The sequence below is a fragment of the Pseudoalteromonas sp. SG43-8 genome, from assembly GCF_014164245.1.
In the GTDB taxonomy this organism is placed as follows: Bacteria; Pseudomonadota; Gammaproteobacteria; order Enterobacterales; family Alteromonadaceae; genus Pseudoalteromonas; species Pseudoalteromonas distincta.
This window is the reverse complement of the sequence record NZ_JACJEX010000004.1, coordinates 298,045-317,570: the sequence shown is the minus strand read 5'-3', so window position 1 is coordinate 317,570 and position 19,526 is coordinate 298,045. Positions and strand designations below refer to the sequence as shown.

At 38.8% G+C, this 19,526-nt stretch carries 14 protein-coding genes; 8 read left to right on the top strand and 6 right to left on the bottom strand.

The window, feature by feature from the left end; translation table 11 throughout:
- The first annotated feature begins 47 nt into the window (after positions 1-47).
- The 4 genes from H5122_RS10840 (at position 48) to H5122_RS10825 (ending at position 4,893) form a co-directional block, all read left to right on the top strand.
- A complete protein-coding gene (locus H5122_RS10840) occupies positions 48-2,138 on the top strand; it encodes a cupric reductase (RefSeq protein ID WP_182681851.1) in 2,091 nt (696 codons plus the stop codon).
- A 117-nt stretch (positions 2,139-2,255) separates the two neighbouring features.
- Complete coding sequence (locus H5122_RS10835; protein ID WP_039488781.1) at positions 2,256-3,755, top strand: DUF2235 domain-containing protein; 1,500 nt, start codon at positions 2,256-2,258, stop codon at positions 3,753-3,755.
- Positions 3,756-4,085: 330 nt separating this feature from the next.
- Positions 4,086-4,475: a type VII toxin-antitoxin system MntA family adenylyltransferase antitoxin gene (locus H5122_RS10830; RefSeq protein WP_002962075.1), complete on the top strand. Its 390-nt coding sequence runs from the start codon at positions 4,086-4,088 to the stop codon at positions 4,473-4,475.
- Positions 4,468-4,893, top strand: coding sequence for a type VII toxin-antitoxin system HepT family RNase toxin (locus H5122_RS10825; protein ID WP_002962076.1), 426 nt, complete (start codon positions 4,468-4,470; stop codon positions 4,891-4,893). The genes H5122_RS10830 and H5122_RS10825 overlap by 8 nt, the downstream gene beginning before the upstream one ends.
- Positions 4,894-5,066: 173 nt before the next feature.
- On the opposite strand, the gene H5122_RS10820 is transcribed toward H5122_RS10825, so the two are convergent.
- From H5122_RS10820 to H5122_RS10810, 3 genes are all read right to left on the bottom strand, one after another.
- Positions 5,067-6,161, bottom strand: coding sequence for a Fic family protein (locus H5122_RS10820; RefSeq protein WP_182681852.1), 1,095 nt, complete (start codon positions 6,159-6,161; stop codon positions 5,067-5,069).
- A 416-nt stretch (positions 6,162-6,577) separates the two neighbouring features.
- Positions 6,578-7,966, bottom strand: a complete 1,389-nt coding sequence (locus H5122_RS10815; protein ID WP_182681853.1) for a HipA domain-containing protein — start codon at positions 7,964-7,966, stop codon at positions 6,578-6,580.
- The gene (locus tag H5122_RS10810; RefSeq protein WP_029753647.1) at positions 7,950-8,276 is read right to left on the bottom strand and encodes a helix-turn-helix domain-containing protein; all 327 of its coding nucleotides are present in this window, start codon (positions 8,274-8,276) and stop codon (positions 7,950-7,952) included. Before H5122_RS10810 ends, H5122_RS10815 begins: the two co-directional genes overlap by 17 nt.
- Before the next feature lie 362 nt (positions 8,277-8,638).
- On the opposite strand from H5122_RS10810, the gene H5122_RS10805 reads away from it, so the two are divergent.
- Positions 8,639-9,643, top strand: coding sequence for a nuclease-related domain-containing protein (locus H5122_RS10805; protein ID WP_182681854.1), 1,005 nt, complete (start codon positions 8,639-8,641; stop codon positions 9,641-9,643).
- Between the two features lie 183 nt (positions 9,644-9,826).
- On the opposite strand, the gene H5122_RS10800 is transcribed toward H5122_RS10805, so the two are convergent.
- On the bottom strand, positions 9,827-10,522 hold the full coding sequence (locus H5122_RS10800; RefSeq protein WP_182672698.1) for a hypothetical protein: 696 nt from the start codon (positions 10,520-10,522) through the stop codon (positions 9,827-9,829).
- Positions 10,523-11,065: 543 nt separating this feature from the next.
- On the opposite strand from H5122_RS10800, the gene H5122_RS10795 reads away from it, so the two are divergent.
- The 3 genes from H5122_RS10795 (at position 11,066) to H5122_RS10785 (ending at position 16,624) form a co-directional block, all read left to right on the top strand.
- Positions 11,066-14,233 (top strand): DUF3427 domain-containing protein, encoded by a 3,168-nt coding sequence (locus H5122_RS10795; protein ID WP_182681855.1) that lies wholly within the window; start codon positions 11,066-11,068, stop codon positions 14,231-14,233.
- Between the two features lie 324 nt (positions 14,234-14,557).
- Positions 14,558-15,616, top strand: a complete 1,059-nt coding sequence (locus tag H5122_RS10790; protein WP_182681856.1) for an AAA family ATPase — start codon at positions 14,558-14,560, stop codon at positions 15,614-15,616.
- Positions 15,617-16,624, top strand: a complete 1,008-nt coding sequence (locus H5122_RS10785) for a DUF4435 domain-containing protein (RefSeq protein WP_182681857.1) — start codon at positions 15,617-15,619, stop codon at positions 16,622-16,624. It begins immediately after the preceding gene.
- Positions 16,625-17,777: 1,153 nt separating this feature from the next.
- Here H5122_RS10785 and H5122_RS10780 read toward each other — a convergent pair.
- Positions 17,778-18,962: an HNH endonuclease gene (locus H5122_RS10780; protein WP_259395769.1), complete on the bottom strand. Its 1,185-nt coding sequence runs from the start codon at positions 18,960-18,962 to the stop codon at positions 17,778-17,780.
- The gene (locus tag H5122_RS10775; RefSeq protein ID WP_182681858.1) at positions 18,923-19,519 is read right to left on the bottom strand and encodes a bifunctional 2-polyprenyl-6-hydroxyphenol methylase/3-demethylubiquinol 3-O-methyltransferase UbiG; all 597 of its coding nucleotides are present in this window, start codon (positions 19,517-19,519) and stop codon (positions 18,923-18,925) included. The genes H5122_RS10780 and H5122_RS10775 overlap by 40 nt, the downstream gene beginning before the upstream one ends.
- Between the last annotated feature and the right edge of the window lie 7 nt (positions 19,520-19,526).

Sequence of the window (19,526 nt, the reverse complement as noted above, 5' to 3'; positions counted from 1 at the left end):
GTAGTACGATGTGAGAATATTTTAATAACATCAAAGGATTGGCGGTTATGAAAAAGCTACTTCTCGGACTTATAATTATAGCGGCTTTGGCAGTATATCTATTTAAAACCCAGCCTAACACAGCCGCTGTAGAGCAGCCCAACGTGGCTACACCAAATGCCACTGAGCCTAACTTAGTTAATAAAAAGCAGCCTGCAGAAGGCACCCCGCTACGAATAGTCACAGATCTAAAAAAAGATATTCGCCTTTGCAGAGATCAATCACAGCAACAACATATAAAAATAAATAATTTAAACCAATCGCTTGTTTCATTTTTTGTGAGTGAGCTTAAAAAAGGGACGTCGGTCCCTACGATTCTAAAGTATGCAAACCTATCAGAAATCAATAAGCGTCAATACATTGCCTTTTTAAGAGATGCCATAGTTACTGAGCAAAAACAGCAGCTTAATATTACTAGCTCGTTAAACGAATTAGCTAATTGGCAAGGCATTGAGGCAATTAAAGGCTTCACCAATGATAAAGTAAAAGAAATGATTCAACAGCTTGGAGATAATAAGCATAGCCCTCCAGGACTTACTCTGAGTGTACCCCTTGATGAAAATGTACAAAAAGAAACCCTTTATGCTTTATTAAACAACACAGATACATTTACCACTTACTCTAAAACGTTTATTAAACTTGAAGGCAGTGAGGTTATTTCCCCGGCTACATTGTTTGTGCTTAATGCAAATAAATTTACGCCAAAAGAGTTTGAGCAGGCAATTTCAACTAACCAATTTACAGTTAATGAGTTAGCTACTGCAATTAAAAACAACATTCCTAATGAGTATATTTTTGCGCTTATGAAGCAGGTGCCGGCACTGGATGCTATGCCGCTGTACGAAGAAAATTCTGTTTTATATAACATGGCTGATATTGCCGTAAGCCAGTTTAATTTACCGCTTGTAAAAGCACTACAACAACTAGGCGTAACACCAACCAATCGGCCTGGCTTATTTACTGGTTTAGATGTTGCAATAGTAAACCTGCCTAGAAGTGGTAACTTAACGCCAGCCCCTTTAGATGCAAAGCATACTCAAATGTTGGACTACCTCACAGAGCAGGGCTATAAAGCTCATAGCGGCAATGCTAATGACGACCTAAATGGCAAAGGCGTTTCTTTTGTAAGTGATTTTATTTACCAGCAAGGCGCCTATATTAATGGCCAGGAAAACCCTGAGCAATATGCTTACTTTAACCCTATTGGTAAAATAGACAACGCCACATTGCCCCAAGTGAGTGAGCCCGATAATTCTGATGTTGCACGTTTTTTAGTAGATTTGAAGCAACAAAAGAAAGATCTAGATAATAAAAGACAAAACTGTGAACTATTACAGCAGCAGTTAAGCGCTACTGAACAATTACACTCTACTATGCGAGCATATAATACGGTGCTAGAGGTAAAAAAAGAGCACGGTAATAACTTCGAATATGTTTTACAAGAACAAGACCCCGTATTAGTTAATTACTGGTGGAGTATACTAAGTAATCAGCTTTCAAACGATAGAAGTCATAACGCGTTCAGCGAATATTTGTCTAAAAAAGATTACCAAAAAGCTTATGAGTACAGCCTTAGTACACCATTAACTCAAACAGAAACCGATACACTTTTTTCATTCCTACTATTAGAGCCTCATGACTTTATAGCGATCTGGCAAAGCCGAGTTGAACCTAAGCCACCGAGTGATTTAGCAAGATTAAGTCGTTTTCCTCTTAGTCAATGGCAAAAGCTTAAACAAGCTGGTTTTGATTTTTCGATTACCGATACGTATGGGCGCGACGTTTATGTACAAGCTGCATCGTCTTCTGTCGAGGTAGTACAATTTCTAATTGATAATAAAATACCCGCTGATTCAGAAAAATTAGGCGTAGATATACTCGACCTAGCGCTTGAGCAAAGCTACACCAAAGGGGAGTTAAGCCCAATGATTCCTTTAGCCCTGCAGCTTGTTGAAAAAATTGAACCGAATCACCTTTCTCGCGCAGCACGTTTAAAAACGTTTTATGCTGAGGTTTACGAGCAATTAATTAAGTTAAACCCCGCATTAAAACCCGCAGAGGGCACGCAGCTAAATCACTATACTTTTAATAACCTATAACCCGCACTTTTAATACGCCAACAAATTAGTTGGCGTATTTGTTACTAACCCAAATATTGTCTTTAATATTTAACATTGTCTGTGTAGAGTATTTAAAACAACTAAGGAAATTGGGTTATGACGGGTAAAACGCTAATTTTTAACTTTGACGGCACAGGAAACGAGCCCCGTGATGCAGAGCAATTTAGCTCAGAGCATTTTAAAGAAGACTCTAATATTACCAACATTCTAAAATTGCATTTACTGCTTGGCGGTAAATTAGAAGACTCCCCCATTACTCCTTTTGCTAACCAACTCAGTTTTTATTATCAAGGTATTGGTACTAAAGGCAGCCGCCTTAAACGCATTTTAAACCAAACCCTTGCACCTCGTGGCGACGACGTAGCCAGTATCTTAAATCAAGCATTAAGCGACTTTAAAGCTCACTACCTAATAGGTGATACCATACTGCTAACGGGTTTTAGCCGAGGCGGTGCACTCGCTAGGCGTTTTGCCAAAATCCTAGAGCCTTTAATTGCTGATAATGTTTACGTATGTGTGTTTGATACTGTCGCCTCTATTGGCTTATCAAAAGTAAGTAAAGCTACACGCGGCGCAGAGCACGTTATTTTTGAAAACCACACCATTGCCAACAACATTACTCACGCGCTGCACTGCGTAGCCCTTGATGAAAAACGCCGCGCCTTTGAACCCACACTCATGAACCATCAAAGCAATATTACCGAGCTATGGTTTGCAGGTGCGCATTCAGACATTGGCGGCGGTTACTACCGCGATGGCCTAGCCGATATTTGCTTGCGCTACGCACTTGAGTGGTTAATAGAACAACCGCTTAATATATCGTTACTCACTAGCCACGATATAGATTACGAAACCCTGCTCCCCGATAGCAACTTAGTAGCACAAGATGACGTAACCGTAACGCCCGATCCGCTCGCATTAAGTCACCAACAAAATTACTTTTGGTTTAACCCATTTTTTAAATTAGTAGATAGGCAGTGCTATGTATTAATTGATGACGAAGCCAGCAACCTTGAGCCCTTAGTGCACTTCAGCGTAGCCGAACGCATTAATAAGCTAACCAGTTACCGCCCAGAATCGCTAAAAAAACTGCATTACAAAATTAGCTACAACGACAACACCACACTTAGCTTTATTGGTTTAAGCCAACATATAGAACTGGCTAATCAAAACATGAATGTGCTGAGCATTAACCAAAGCCAAGATGTAATGGTATTTGCTAGTGAGCAATACAACGCAACCGGCCTTATGCTAGAGCAAGGCGCTACGTACCGCTTTACCCCATACCCAAATCAATACTGGTTTGACGATGGCATAAAGTGCACGCCATTAGGCTGGAACCGCGATAACGTACAACTTGGCGTAAAAGAAATCCCCATGGCTGTGCTTGAACCATTTAGACGATTTCCTCGTGCACAATGGTTTTCACTTATTGGTGCTATAAATAAAAACGACGACCACCTTTTTGAAATAGCCAACGGCGCCGACATTAAAATGGATAAATCTGGCGAGTTTTGCCCATTCGCAAACGACCTAAGCCGCTTTTATGGCGCTAATGCCGGAAAAATAAAAGTGAAAGTAACGCGGTTGGAATAAGAGGAAACCGAAGCTTTTAAATTGTAGGCTGGAATTTACATCGCGCTTTGGCTTTATAAAAACACCATGCGAGGTATAAAACCTCACCTACAACAACTCAAACACCACACTCAACAAACCCGTAGGTGCGATTTTACATCGCGCTTAGCTCTTTAGTAACGGATCATAACTCCCAATCAACGCTACAAAGCCCGCCTAAACACCTGTAGGCGCACTGCTTGCTCGCGCGAAAAGCGAAGCTTTTAAATTAAATAAAACAAATATCAGTTTTAATGTTCACTATAAAACTGATAGGTTATTATTACTGTTTTTATCAATGGTTACTTTTTCGTGGCAAATGAAGTTATACAAAAAATAATTGAGTATTTACATCAAAACACCGACATTGATGTAGTTTGGCTATATGGCTCCCATGCAAAAGGGACAGCTCAGCCTCATAGTGACATTGACTTAGCCATAGCATTTAAAAACTTTGATCTGGAATCGTTCGATAAGCGCCTTAGGCCAAAAGAGCTTGAGCTTGAAATAAGTAATGCACTTAATCTTAACGAACAACTTATTTCGATTGTTGATATAAATATTATTCCAAGTTATTTAGCTTTCAACGTTATTGAATATGGAAAAATAATTATAAGCAATAATAGTGTTAGAGCGATGAAAGAGCAGCAGCGTATATATAGCCAGTTCGAATTTGAAACCATAGCGAGTAAACATGACTGATACCGGAATTACACTTTATTTAAGTGAAGTAACACGCCATATTGACGAATATATGCAAGAACTCGACGAACTCAGTCAAATCGATTCACTTAATAGTAGAGACTACCGAGCTGCAGAGCGATTACTACAGTTAATGACCGAGGTGTGTATTGGTTTATCAAAGCATTGGCTAAAGCAGCACAAAAGTAGTACCAGTAGCAACGCCTATCAAACATTTAGCGAACTTACTAATTTGGGCTTTTTGAGCGAGGCAGAACTACTGTCATGGCGTAAAATTATAGGCTTACGAAATGCTCTTGTTCACGATTACTTAAATATTGACCAAAGTATCGTTAAAACAATCATTAAAAAGCAACACTACACAACTATGCACGCATTTAGTATTAAAGCGATTACAGAGCTAAACAAAGATTCATAGATAAAACCTCACCTACAATAATTAAACCACTGCACTGAACAAAACCGTAGGTGCGATTTTACATCGCGCTTTGTTCTTATAAAAACACCCGCGAGGTATAAAACCTCACCTACAACAATTCCAACACCTATTCACCTCACACAATGAGGCGAATAATATGTGTAATTGCCTCATTAGGCAATTTTGTAACGTGTACTACGCCCACCTGCGGCGGTTTTTGTTAAAAACCCAAGCGTTTGCAAGTCCGATAAATGGCGTGTTGCGGTTGCACGGCTAACCTTAGCCACTTTTTGATACTGACTCGCACTAATACCCTGTTCAAATTGGCCATCAAGTAACTTATTAAGCACTTTTACTTGCTGCTCACCTAACTTTGTTTGATCTTTACTTGCCCAGTAATTGGTTTTAAAAATTGTTTGCTCAATATTATTAAGCGTATGGTGTATCGCATTATTAAGCGTACATAAAAACCAATTAATCCATTGGGTAATACAAAGATCTCCACGTTGAGTGGCTTCAAGCACCTCGTAGTAGCTTTTTCTGTCTTCTAAAATAGCCACCGACATAGCGTAAAACCGAATTGACTCAGCATGTTCTTGCGCTAATGCCAGGTCGGTTATAAGGCGTGTAATACGCCCATTACCATCCTCAAGTGGATGTATTGTTACAAACCATAAATGTGCAATAGCTGCCCGAATAAAAGGGTCTATTTGAGGTTCGTTTTGCGTTTTGTTAAACCAATTAAAAAATAGCGAAAGCTCTTTATTTACTCGCTCTTTAGGAGGCGCCGTAAAATGTAATACCGGTTTATCTAAGCGCCCCGATACCACTTGCATTGGCTCATCACCACGCAATTGCCCGCCCTCAATTTTAGTAAATAAGCTTTGCTCACCTGCAAACAATAAGCGATGCCAATTAAGCACTCGCTCTAAATTAAGCGGTGAGTCTGTGTTATTTATTGCATCAAGCATAATCTCTGCAAGATTATCGCTTTGCACTGTTGTTGGGTAAGGTTGCTCATTAATATTGAGCTTTTTAGCAAGAGAAGAGCGAACCGAAAATGCATTAAGCTTTTCACCCTCAATCGCACTGGAGTGAATAATATTTGCAAGTAAGGTATCAAGGGCTTGCTGCTTTTGTTGAGCACTTTGCACGCCCATACGCCCTACTAATAAACCTTGATTATATGAAAGCTCCCTTAGTAAAGGAGCAAGCGCTGCAGCATCCCACGTAAAGTTTGGCCAGTTTTGCTGTTGCCATATCCACATAATCTTTAGTCCTAAAGGTAATTAGCTTCAGTCTATGCTATTTATTTGCCTCATGCAATGAGGCGAATATAAGAGTTAATTGCCTCATTACTTTTAAGCGTTAAACAGAACAATAATTCATTTTTCAATGGTAAAAACAATCCATTTATAAGCGAGGTATAAAACCTCACCTACATTAATGTAAACACCACTCTTAACAAAAGCGTAGGTGCGATTTCATATCGTGCTTTGGCTTTTAAATAAGGCCAAGCTCAACACCTGTAGGCGCGAAGCTTGCTCGCGCAAAAAGCGTAGCTTTTAAATTGTAAGCCGGAATTTATCTCTCGCTTTTAATTTTAATTTGCAAATATCGCGTTGATGCTGACAACCAAAATATGAATTACTTACTCAAAATGCATGTATTTATTTTCTAATATTTAAATAAATGCATCCATATTTGGTAGTTGTATTATTTGCTCACTCAGCTTATTTGCAGCTTTATTAATTATTTTTATGCACAAATCAATGTGTGCTAATTCAGCAGTAGACAAGTTATTTTTAACAGCAGAAACTTTAGCCGTATCAATTGCGGCTAATACAGAATCAACGGTTTGACTCATAAGTAGTTGCATCCGTGGTAGTGAAATAGCAAATTCATCAGCAAAATCAGCTAACATATAAGCTGTAATCTCATTAGTAAAATTGCCTGCACTTTGCGAATTATGCTCACCCACTGACATAGCATAACACCTTGATATTTTGGGCTGTAAATAGCCCATATCACGGTCAATGCTTCCCTGCTCAATAATAGCCTCTATATTTACCAAGTCGTAAAACGGCGTAAGCTCTAAACCATTTTTACCAACAAAAAAACTAATGTTTTTGCCATGAGCATCGTAATTACGTACTAAAATATTAAATGTCATCCAACGAATAAGCTGAGCCTCATACGCTTGTACATTCGTTGTTTTAACATTAAATAGTTTTGCAAAAGAAACGCCATCTCGAATATAAATACCATCCCCATCATCACCATGCTGACGCTCATATTTATAAGAAGGAGGTAAATTAGTGGCTTGGCAACCATCAATAATATGACGACGTAATACACGGTTTTGATCTTGTGTAACGCGCCTATCAAAGCGATCTATTACAAATACTCTTACATCTGCATAAGTGCGCAACTCAACATGGGGAACATTGAGCCCCGACTCTTTTGCCAAAAGCATGGTAAAAAGTTCATTTACTGCAATGAAAGGCGCGGTACCTGTTTCAAATTTAAAAATTTTATTAGAACATAGCTCCCCTTCACCAAATCCTAATTTACTATCGATTTCGAGTAGGTTTAGTTTGTCTTGAACGCCAGCAACAGAGAGCCGAGTTCGGCCATCCCAATGAGTAATTGACTCGCCAACTTGTACAAAGCGTTTAAGTTTTTGGCTTAGTTCATCATTAGTCACTTCACGAAAAGATGTTTGCTTTAAAGTACTGTTACTTGCTCTAAACGACAAAGCGCCTGACGTTTCCTCGCCAATGACTTTAATCAAACCAAACGTATTATTTTTAGAGATAGTAGTACTACTTATAATCTCATCAAGACCTTTGCCCTCGGGTAATAAGTTTTGTAAATAATTACGCACATCACGTGAGTCAAAATCACCATCGAGCGGTAAGTGTGGTGAAATAGCAAAACCCTTATTAATCCACTCAGGCTCATAGGTAAATGTAATTTCATTTTCAGAGCCTATATCAAGGGCTATCGCACCTATCTTCTGCGTATGCCCAATAAATACATCTAAGCTATTTTTTTTAATACCATTGCTCATCGCTCACCTCATCCTTGTTGTTGTGGTGCGACTCGTCATCACTGACAAGGCTAAACGACAACCCCAAGTATTCCATCACTTTGAGTACATTAAAAAACTGCACATTCACATCACCTTTTTCTATTTTTATCAGCGTAGGCTTTGAAATATTAAGTGCTTGCGATACATCAACCAATGTAAGCTTCATGCCTGTTCGCTTTGAAGTAATCGCTTTAGCGAGTCGCACCGACGAAAACGGCTTTGATAGATCAGGCATTTCAGTGCGTTTAACAACTCTTCCAAGTGTTTTTTTTGCTGGTAATTCACTCATTAAAGGTCAACTATAGTTTACTTATACAATTTATTTTAGGGTAGCCCACCCAAAAGTCAAATATAACTTACTTTTAAGTTTGAACGTATATTTACTTCCTATAAGTAAACATTACTTTACTTATAGGAAGTAAAATAAAAACACAACACCATAAGTAAAACATAAGTTACTTATGGGAAGTTAATGACATTTTGAGCTTAATAGCCAAGCTAAACACCTGTAGGCGCTCAGCTTGCTCGCGCGAAAAGCGAAGCTTTTAAATTGTAGGCGGGAGTTTATCTCGCGTGTTTTGAACTTAAGCAGTATTCTTATTCGGTACTTCAATGATATTCTAAGCAAATACATGATTGAAAGGACGCCTCATGATTCTAAAAGATAAAACCCTCATCAACAGCAACTCAGCTAAAATACAAGCAGGTCAAAAGCAAGAACTCGACGTTGCTTTTTATTTACGCCGCGCCTTTAAAAATCATAGTCAGGTATTTGTGTTTAACGATGTGAAATTTAAACACAATGGCGAAACCGCACAAATAGACCACCTAATCGCATACACCTATGGCTTTATTCTCATCGAATCTAAAAGCATTACAGGCGAAGTAACGATTAATGAACATCAAGAATGGAGTCGCAGTTATCGCGGCAACTGGCAAGGTATGCCATCGCCAATAAAACAGGTTGAATTACAACTAGAGCTATTAAAAAGCCTAATGCGCGACAATGCACCAAACCTACTCACTAAATTATTTGGCAAACTGCAACAGGGTTTTGGTGGCAGAGAGTGGCATAGTATTTGTGCCATATCGAGCAACGCCATTATCAATCGAGAAAACACACCAAAAGCAATTGAAGATCGATTAGTTAAATCAGAATTTATAACTGATAAATTACTCGAAATAATGAAGCTTCCTGCATATAAACCTAATGCGCTTCATCTTTTTACAACAAACGTTCGACCTTGGTTCAGTGAAGAAACACTAGATAGAATTTGCCAGTTTATTTTAGAGCAAAACATATCACCTAACTTACAAGAGCCTTCATATGTATCTGCAAAGATAAGCGAATCAGAATCTGTTTACGTTGATACTTTAATAGCGACTAAGCAAACCATTACTGAACAAGTAAAACCTAAAACTGATCTAATCAAAGAGATAACATTATCTTGTAAGCAATGTTATAGCTCGACTAACTTACAGCCTCTTTCTGGACGCTATGGTTACTTTGTGAAATGCGGTAATTGCAGTGCAAATACACCAATGAAATCACCATGCCCTGAGTGCTCAAGCACCAATACTAAAACAAGCAAACGTAAAGAAAATTACTCTTTAGTATGCAAAGATTGTGAGATAAGTACGCCTATTAAGCTTTAGCATTGTAGGTGCGATTTTACATCGCGCTTTCTCTTTAGTAACTAGCTCATTATTCCAATCAACGCTACAAAGCTCACCTAAACACCTGTAGGCGCCCAACTTGCTCGCGCGAAAAGCGAAGCTTTATGGGTTTATTCAGGAAGAAGCACCGCTTGAAAACGACAGTGCTTATTATTTAATGATTTACAATCCAGAAAACTTCTTAATCCACTCTAGAATAGCTTCTTTGTTAGGATTGAAATAACTCAAGTGAGGTAAACCTATTATTGCAGTTTCCCTACCATTAAACATGGTTTTAAAACCATAACATTCCCAAGTTCCATGCTCTGCTGGAATAGCTTGAAAAGAGTCTAGATTACACTCATCTAAATACATTGACTTTAAAAAACCAAAAGGTGATAAATGCTTCGCATTACCAAACGTTATAATAACTTTCGGTTTGACTATCTCTATAACTGCTTGATGAAAAGGCCAAAAAGTACCAGCGAAACCAAAATTAAAATTGCTATCTTGCGAAGATTTTGATGTTGTAAAAATCAAGTTGCTAGCACATACATCAGCTACATTTTGATTAAGTCCTTCAAGTAAACCTTGAATTCGCTTTTGAAGAGGTGCCGAGCCTTTTTTATATTTACTACTCTGGCCATTAACCCAGATCTCATCAAGATATGAGTTATCTGTCCGGGTAAGAGTTTTACTCATAAAGTCCCCCAAAAGTGTATGACCCTCACCACCCGGATTCAAACCTAAAAGATATACATCACCTTCTCTTAGCGTTTCATGCGAGCTATAAATCCCCTCACCAAAGCGGTTATATAAATGACCAAATTGTTGTGTAGCTATGCCTAGCAGCTGTTCCTTCTTAATCCCTATATCCATATTTATTCCTTTTTTTCCTATTAAGGCCTTATTGCAGAATATGATTTATACATTAAAAAATTGTAATAAACTAATTAAATGTCGAGGGTACTCACAATGAAATTTTCTTAGCAGCGGCCTTAAAATTTACTGTAGGCGCTCAGCTTACTCGCGCGAAAAGCGCAGCTTTTAAAATAATTTACTTATATCGCGTTGGCGATGGCAACCAAAGAGAAGTAACCGCCGACTTCTCTTTGGAATCTCTCGGCGCCCCTCAATTTCACTTATCTTTAAACACTAAATTAATTTGAACGTAAACGCGATGAACGCACATCCATGTGCAAGCATCGCTTTCCTCGAATCCATGCGAAGTAATTACTCATTAATTATGTGTTTGCAGGTGAAGTTGAAGGGGATAATTTCTTAGCATCATCATTTGATTACTCTCTTGGCTAATACTTAACTCACACGTTTGTACTTAATTACTAGTAACTTAGTCGATTAATACTTGTAGCTGTACCGCATTTAAGTAAACTAACCACTCGCAAACAGGGAGTGGTTTTAATGCAGCAAATTGGTATTTACGAGCAGTTAATTACGCAAGTAATTGAGCAAAACTTAAATCGTGATCAATTTTATGTGGGCGAGCGCCAGCTTGAAACGGCCGAAGCCGCAACATGGCTTTCACGCTTTTTAAGTAAACTTGTAACGCATGCAATCGATGCCATTCCTAACTCGAATGAGCGCCTACAAGAACAAATTAGCCTAGCTAACAGCCTTGTACTTTGGCTTAAAGATCATATTCGCGATGACGAGCTAATTAACGAAAATCTTATCGACAGCCAAGGCCGAATACTTACCGCGCTGTTTAATACCCAAAACCCTATTGCGGCCAACCTTAAAGATTACTCAAGCGATATATTCCCACTCACAGGCCTTACGCAAAGTGAGTTATTTAGCGGTGCTAATGCAGGTATATCACTCGAAACCGAGCTAAAGCGCGAGATTAAATCGTCCGACACTATTTACTGGCTAGTCTCATTTATAAAATGGACGGGGCTGCGCATTTTTAAAAATGAACTTGAAGCGTTTACTAAAAGCGGTAATAAACTCAAAGTAATTACTACTTCGTACATGGGCGCAACGGATGCTAAAGCCGTTGAGTTTTTAGCAAACCTACCAAATACCGAAGTAAAGCTAAGTTATAATAATCAGCAAGAACGTCTACACGCTAAATCATACTTATTTATGCGCAATACGGGTTTTCATACAGGCTATATTGGCTCGTCTAACTTATCGCATTCGGCGCTTACCAGCGGCCTTGAGTGGAACTTAAAAATTACCGCACAAGAAATCCCGCACATAATAGCTAAAACCAAAAGTACGTTTGAAACCTACTGGGAATCAAAAGACTTCGAGCTATTTACAGGCAAAGCTGAGTGTAAAGAAAAGCTCATTAATTCACTTAACGAGCAACGCGGTGTTGGCCAAGCAAGCAGCCAGTTTTATTTTGATATAACACCAAAAACGCATCAGCTCGCTATTTTAGAAAAACTAAGTGCTGAACGCAGCGTACATAATCGTTTTAAAAACTTAGTAGTTGCCGCAACCGGCACAGGTAAAACAATAATATCGGCGTTCGACTTTAAAACTGTTTACGATAAAAACCCAAACACACACTTTTTGTTTGTAGCCCACCGAGAAGAAATACTTAAACAAGCGCAAAGCGCTTATCGCGGCGTGCTTAAAAATAACGACTTTGGTGAGCTGTGGGTAGGTAACTACAAACCACAGCGCTACAACCAATTATTTGCATCAATCCAAACGCTGAACAGCCAAATTGAATCGCTCAATTTAACCCACGATTACTACGACTACATAGTAATCGACGAAGTACATCACGTAAGCGCGGCCAGTTATCGCGCTATTTTAAGTTACTTTACGCCCGCAATATTACTTGGCTTAACCGCCACGCCAGAGCGACAAGATGGCGCAAATATACTCGATGATTTTTGCGGAGTAATAGCCGCTGAAATTCGCTTACCAGAGGCAATAAATCAACGCCACTTATGCCCGTTTCAATACTTTGGACTAGATGACGACACTGACCTAAGCCAAATAACATGGCGTGGTGGCCGTTACGATATAAGCGAGCTAAGTAACCTTTATACAGGCGAGAACAGCCGCGCTAACAAAATTATATCCAGCCTTGCTGATATCGTAACCAATGTTCACGCTATTAAAGCACTCGCGTTTTGCGTAAGTCTAAAACACGCAGAATTTATGGCTAAAAAGTTTAACTTAGCAGGCATAAACGCCGATGTGCTGACCAGTAAAAACACAAATGAGCGCGCGACCAAACAGCAAGCACTGCGCCAAGGAAAAATACAAATACTTTGCGTGGTTGATATTTTTAACGAAGGCGTCGATATTCCAGAGGTCGATACTTTACTGTTTTTACGTCCAACTGAAAGCTTAACGCTGTTTTTACAGCAACTCGGCCGTGGTTTGCGCCTGCCCGATAACAGCTTTTCTTTAGGTGGATCAAAGCAGTGCTGCACCGTGCTCGACTTTGTAGGCAACGCCCGCCCAGAATACGACTTTGCCAGTAAATTCCGCGCACTCATTGGGAAAAGTAATCAGCCAATAAAAACCGAGATCGAAAACAACTTCCCGCATTTACCGCTAGGTTGCCGTATAGAGCTACAAAAACGCACACAACAAACAATATTAAAAAATATTCAGCAAGCTATAAACTCTAAACGCCGTTTACAACAGCTGATAAATAGCTATGCGCAACACACTAACGACGCGCTAACGCTAAGTAACTTTTTACGTATAAACCCACAAGTCACCCTTGAAGATATCTACAAACCAAAAGATAAAAAACTCGGCGGCTGGTACTGGTTAAAAGGTGATGAAATACCAGCAGAACAAGCCGATATTTACGCCGCGTATTATCGCGCTATAAACACCCAATTACTCGGCTGCGACTCACTCAGTTATTTATGCTTTTTACGTGATTTATGTAATAACAACTTTAGATTTAAGCCAACAGCGCAAAATCAACAGTACGCGCTTATGGCGCATTACAACTTTTGGGATACCACTGGCACAATTTTAGGGTTTAAAACCCTTGAACAAAGCTTACAAGCGCTTAAACACAAAGAGCTACAGCACGAACTTACTCAAGTAATTACGCTATTAATAAACCGTATTCACCAGCAAGAAAGTGATTTAGCGTGCCTGCCTAATCACACCATAAAATTGCACAGCCGCTACACACGCCAACAAATACTCGCCGCGTTTGGGGCGCACTCGTTTGATAAAAAATCGACCGCCCGTGAAGGCGTTCTAGAATTTAAAAACCAAAACCTAGAGCTATTATTTGTAACACTCAACAAGTGCGAAAAAACCTACTCGCCCACTACTCTGTATCATGATTACGCAATCAGCCCTACCCTGTTCCATTGGCAAACACAAAACAGCGCCCGCCCAGAACACGGACGCGGCCTAAGTTACATACAACACCAAAAAACAGGCAAAACCATCCTGTTATTTGTGCGCGAACAAGGTAAAGACGAAAACGGCCGAACTATGGGGTTCGTAAACTATGGCGAGGTTAAATATCAAAGCCACAACGGCAGCCAGCCAATGAATATAACGTGGCAATTAACCAGCCCCATGCCAAGTGAAATGTGGCATGAGGCTGGGAAATTGGCGGTTGGGTGATGGGTTTAAATTTAATAGTTTGAACGTAATGGGCTTAATTTACTAATAGGTTTACAGCAATACTATTTTTAATAGCTGGCTGGTAATTGCCATGAGCGGGTAGTGGTCGCTATTTATCATGCTCGGTGCAATACTTGACCCCCGCCCTCTTTACAGATCAAAAACGTAATATTAGTTTCTTGAGCCAAAATAAAATTGGTGTTTAACGAAAGCAATGGGCCTACATTTACAACTTAAAATTAAACCAGTTTAATTTTATGGTTTAATTAGCTATATAATAGTGTAGAATTTTTAAAAACGACTAACAGCAAGGCGTTGAAGCTAGTGAAGAAAATTGAGTCTTTTACAATCTACAATCTATGGAACAGAAAAGAGGTTTCTATAGATTTATATGAACAGGTTACTTTTCTAACGGGCTACAACGGTAGCGGAAAAAGCACTGTTCTCAACATACTCTTTGACACACTAAGTCAAGGGTATTACTCAACCTCTAAACACCGTTTTTGGGCATGTACAGTTAACTTTACTGACGGCTCATATAAGTCAAAAGCCTGTTTGCCTCACTCCCCTCATTCAATACAAATTGCAGAAGATATCAGCTCATACTCTGAAGATAATATATTTAGTTTTGATGGAATGAGGGCCATAGAATTAGCTTATGAAAAGAAAATAGAAGAGCAGCGTTACAACCTTTATGATAGTAAAGAACTGGGTGTTATATCTATTGAAAACGATAGCGGTACGGTAACAACTGAAGTAGAACCATTCTTATTCCAAGACGAACGTAAGTGTATGCACAATATGAAAAATTCAAACATAGATTTTGATGGACAATATTGGAATCACTATGGAATTGAACTAGATCAAAAGCTGATTTATGTTTTAGATAAATTACAAGTATACGAAGCGAAAACAAATAAGCTTTTATCAGAAGAGATTTTTAGTCTAAAAAGTAACATGACTAAAAAAGAAATGATGAACATTGTAAATAGGCATGAAGAATCTCGTCATGACCTCAAAAAATTATTTAATGCCCTTAATTCATATTTCGAGCCGTTGGGTAAAATAATTACAAAAGACGAATCAGAACGTATAGAGCTTAGTGTCAAAAAAACAAAAACCCGGATTCATTGGTATAACCTATCTCGGGGTGAAAAAACTCTTATTTATTTATTTTTGGTGACATTCTTATATAAAGAAAAAACAGAACTGTTTATTTTTGATGAACCTGATATTGCTATACATATTGAATGGCAAGAGCGACTTATTTCAGATTTAGTATCTATTGCACCTAATGCTCAATACTTCATTGCAACCCATTCGCCTGCATTGATAATGAATGGTTGGTTAGGCAATACAAAAGAACTCGAGATGGTTCAATAAATGAAATTAACATCTGAGTACATGGCAGCGACATCAAAGTTCGGTTCTGACAAACGAGAAACCATCGTTGCTTATGTGGAGTCCTATGATGATCAACGTCTTTGGAGTAATATTCTTCAAAATGAATTAGTTATAAACAAAAAGATCAAAATACTATACAAAGTACCTTCTCTAGATAGTGAAGCTAATGGTAAATCGAGCCTAATAAAATCATTCAATGACGGGAGTTTAGTTCCAGGTAAAAACTTGATAATCTGTATTGATAGTGATTTTGATTATGCATTTGGATGTGCCCAAGGTAGTATTAAAGAAAAATTGTATAAAAATGATTATGTTTTTCAGACGTATGTTCACTCTGCTGAGAACCATTATTATACGACTAACGGTCTAGAACATATATGTGAAATGGCATGTTGTTCAACGTTAACGCTTTCCTTCTGTATCGAAAAATATACCAAGTCTTGGTCTGAAATTGTCTTTGAGTTGTATACAAAAATATTATTTCTTAGAAAAATAAGTGAACATGATAAATATAGGATCTATCTCGAAAAAATTAATAACGTTTTGGAAACCATATACTCAGGTAAACTTAACGTAATCAAACTTGACGTCCTTCTAGTTAAAACCAAGAAAGAGATAACTTTATTGTTAGAGGATATTGAAAAAAATCACCATTTTGATGTGAGCTACGATGATTTCATAGAAGAACTAGATAATAAAAATTTTAATAAGCACAACATTAACTATTTACTAAGAGGCCATGATTTAGAAAATAAGTTTCTATCGAACATTTGCGTATCGTTGTGCAATTTTATGATTACGAATAAGAAAAAAGAGATATATCAATCCAATGTTGGACCCAAGGCACAGCAGCAAATTAACGAGTATCAAAATAAAGTTACTGATGTCATTAATTCTATAAAACAGAGAACTAAATTTTTAGGTAACAATTTTTTTGAAAAAGTTTATTTAGAGTTTAAATCAATGTGTGAGATTAATTTCGTCTAAGCAGTTAATAGATTGAAAATTAACATGAAATCATCTTGAAACCTTTCACCAGTCCTCATGAAAAAAACCATGTTTACTAAAATGTATCTCAAAGTAAATGGGGTCACGCCAGCATGTTAATATTTTTTATCAACATCTGCTATATCGCTCTTTGCCGACAAAAACAAAACATGCCTTGTTTCCAAAAAGAGCAAAACTTCGCCTACAACCATAAAGACCAATCTACCAAACACACTCCAATTCCCCGTGATCACACCCGAAAGTTATAAATTGCTGAGTAATCACTTGCTGGGTGGCAAGTTAAGCCGTGACTTCGCCATGGATGGCGAATACACGGCGGTTACGTTCACATCAATTTTTAACTTGAGGACACAGTGTGATCCTCGGTGCGCCGTGGGTGACGAGTGACCGAAGCGAAGCTTCGCAGCACGAGGAAGTGGAAGCATGGATGCTGACAGGAACCCAGCTTCATGGACGAATTACCTCGTACAATGTCAAAACACCTCTCAAATGCCGCCCTTTGGTTGCCATCGCCAACGCGATAAAACCTCGAATAGAGGTTTTAAAATCCCTAAACTCATACACCAATTTATGAGCGCGATATAAAATCGCACCTACACATTAATTACACCGAAATTTAAAAGCTTCGCTTTTCGCGCGAGCAAGCTCTGCGCCTACAACCCAAAAGCGCGATGTAAACTCCCGCCTGCATTTATAAACACCAATCGACCAGCACACGTCAATTCCCCGTGATCACACCTGAAACTTAGTTAATGATGAGTAATTTACAGCATGGATGCTGTACAAAGCGTAGTTTGGCCATGGATGGCCTATCTACGCTGGTTACGTTCACATCATTCACGTAAGTTGAAGATAAAGTGTGATCCTCGGGTGCGCCGTGGGATTCCAAAGGGCGGTCGGCGGCAGCCGCCCTTTGGTTGCCATCGCCAACGCGATATAACCTCGAATAGAGGTTTTGAATCCCTTGAATCCCAAGCAAAAAAACAACTTATGAGCGCGATATAAAATCGCACCTACATATTAATTACACCGAAATTTAAAAGCTTCGCTTTTTCGCGCGAGCAAGCTCTGCGCCTACAACCCAAAAGCGCGAGATAAACTCCCGCCTACGGCACGAACTACAAATTATTCATTACACGTCATACCTTGGCTTTTCTTCCGCCACTAAATCCAGCCCTGTACTTGGTTGCTGATATTTAAAACTAGCCGCTTCTTCAAAATAACCTTTCTTTACCCATAACTTTGCACTGTTAGCCTGCGCAACCTGATATGCCCAATTACTGACTGCAAGTGACTTATCTGAATCACAATAAAAGTAAGGTTGGAGTTTATTGGCGATTTCGGCTTTATGCGTATCGAGGTTTTGTTCTAGCCAGCGGTCGCGGTGAGCGAATGCTGCAAGGTGGTCTCGCTTATTGTTATTACAATCAGCATGCGCAGCAACAAAGTTATGTGCTAAGTCGTTTGGATAACGCTTAAACGGAATAAAATGATCGACCTCTGGTGTTTTTTTAGTTTCTTTTTCGTTTTTTAGATTCATTGGCTTTTGGCAATAAAAGCAAAGCCCTTTTTGAATATCAATAAGCAGCGGCGCAACTACTTTTAAAGCAGTTCTATTAGTACCAAACAAAAACTCTTGTAGCTGGCTTTGCGATCCCAATAACGTTTGATTCGCTTTTATTGTTTGTACTTTTTCTACCCATTCAGTAACACTAAGATGCACAACTAAATCGTAAAAACGCCTAAAACACTGAGCAATACCTACATTTAAAACAATTCGCTTTGGCTCTCTACCTTTACCTAAAAGTGTATGAGGATATAAAAAGCACTCTTCTTTTCCCGAAAGTAACTGCAAGCGCCAAAGAGGCCCATCAATAAATGTACGCCGTAATGAGCTTATTACTTTGCTGTAATGCTGATGATTTTTGAATGCGTTATAACTTTTAATACCTGCATTTTGCAGCTTAAATATCTCGGTAATGAACTTTGCTTGGCCTAAGCTATTTTGCTTAAGTAACATATCTTCGGCATTGGTTATTATATCTGTTGTGCCCAATGCATATGGCACTGAATGATTCCAATACAGTTGAATAAACTTATCAACCAAAGTGTCGATTTCAATTTCCATTGGAGCTTCGGGATTACTATTTTTATGCTCTACACACACATCAGCAATTGCATGTAACAATGCATATTTATAAGTAGCTGTGAATTCACCTTCTACCAACATACGTTGTATATATGCAATAAAGTCGAGCTGTTGCTGCATTGCTCCAATCATAAAACGTGCACTACTTTTATAAGCGCATTTAGCCATACTTCGCTTTCGAGCTCTGGTCGCTTGTCAACACTTTGCCATTGTTTAATAGCTTTTAACTGCGTATTGCTAAGTAAATGCGTTAAAGCATTTTCGTTTAAATCGGTAAATTCACGACCATTATGCACACGCTCTGTATCGCCATATTTGAACGACACATACAAAACGCCATTCGGTTTAAGCGCATTTTGTAGGTTTAAAAACACCTGCGGTAACTCAGCTTTTGGAACGTGTAATAAACTAGCGCAGCACCAAATCCCGTCGTATTGATTTACACAATTTAGCTCTTGGAATGTTTTAACCGCTACAGGTTGTTGTAAGTAACTGCTTGCCAACTCTGCCAGATATGGGCTTGCATCAAACGCACTTACAGTGAAACCCTGCGCTTTAAAAAATGCGGCATCGCGCGCGCTGCCACAACCGGCATCTAAAATACTCCCGTGCTGTGCAACGTGCGGTAAAAACTCAGCATAAAGCGCCGACATATCAACGTTAAGTGTTGAGTCGCTGAAAGCTTTGGCATTTTGGTTGTAATAAGTAAGTGTGGTGTTTGACACGAGACTC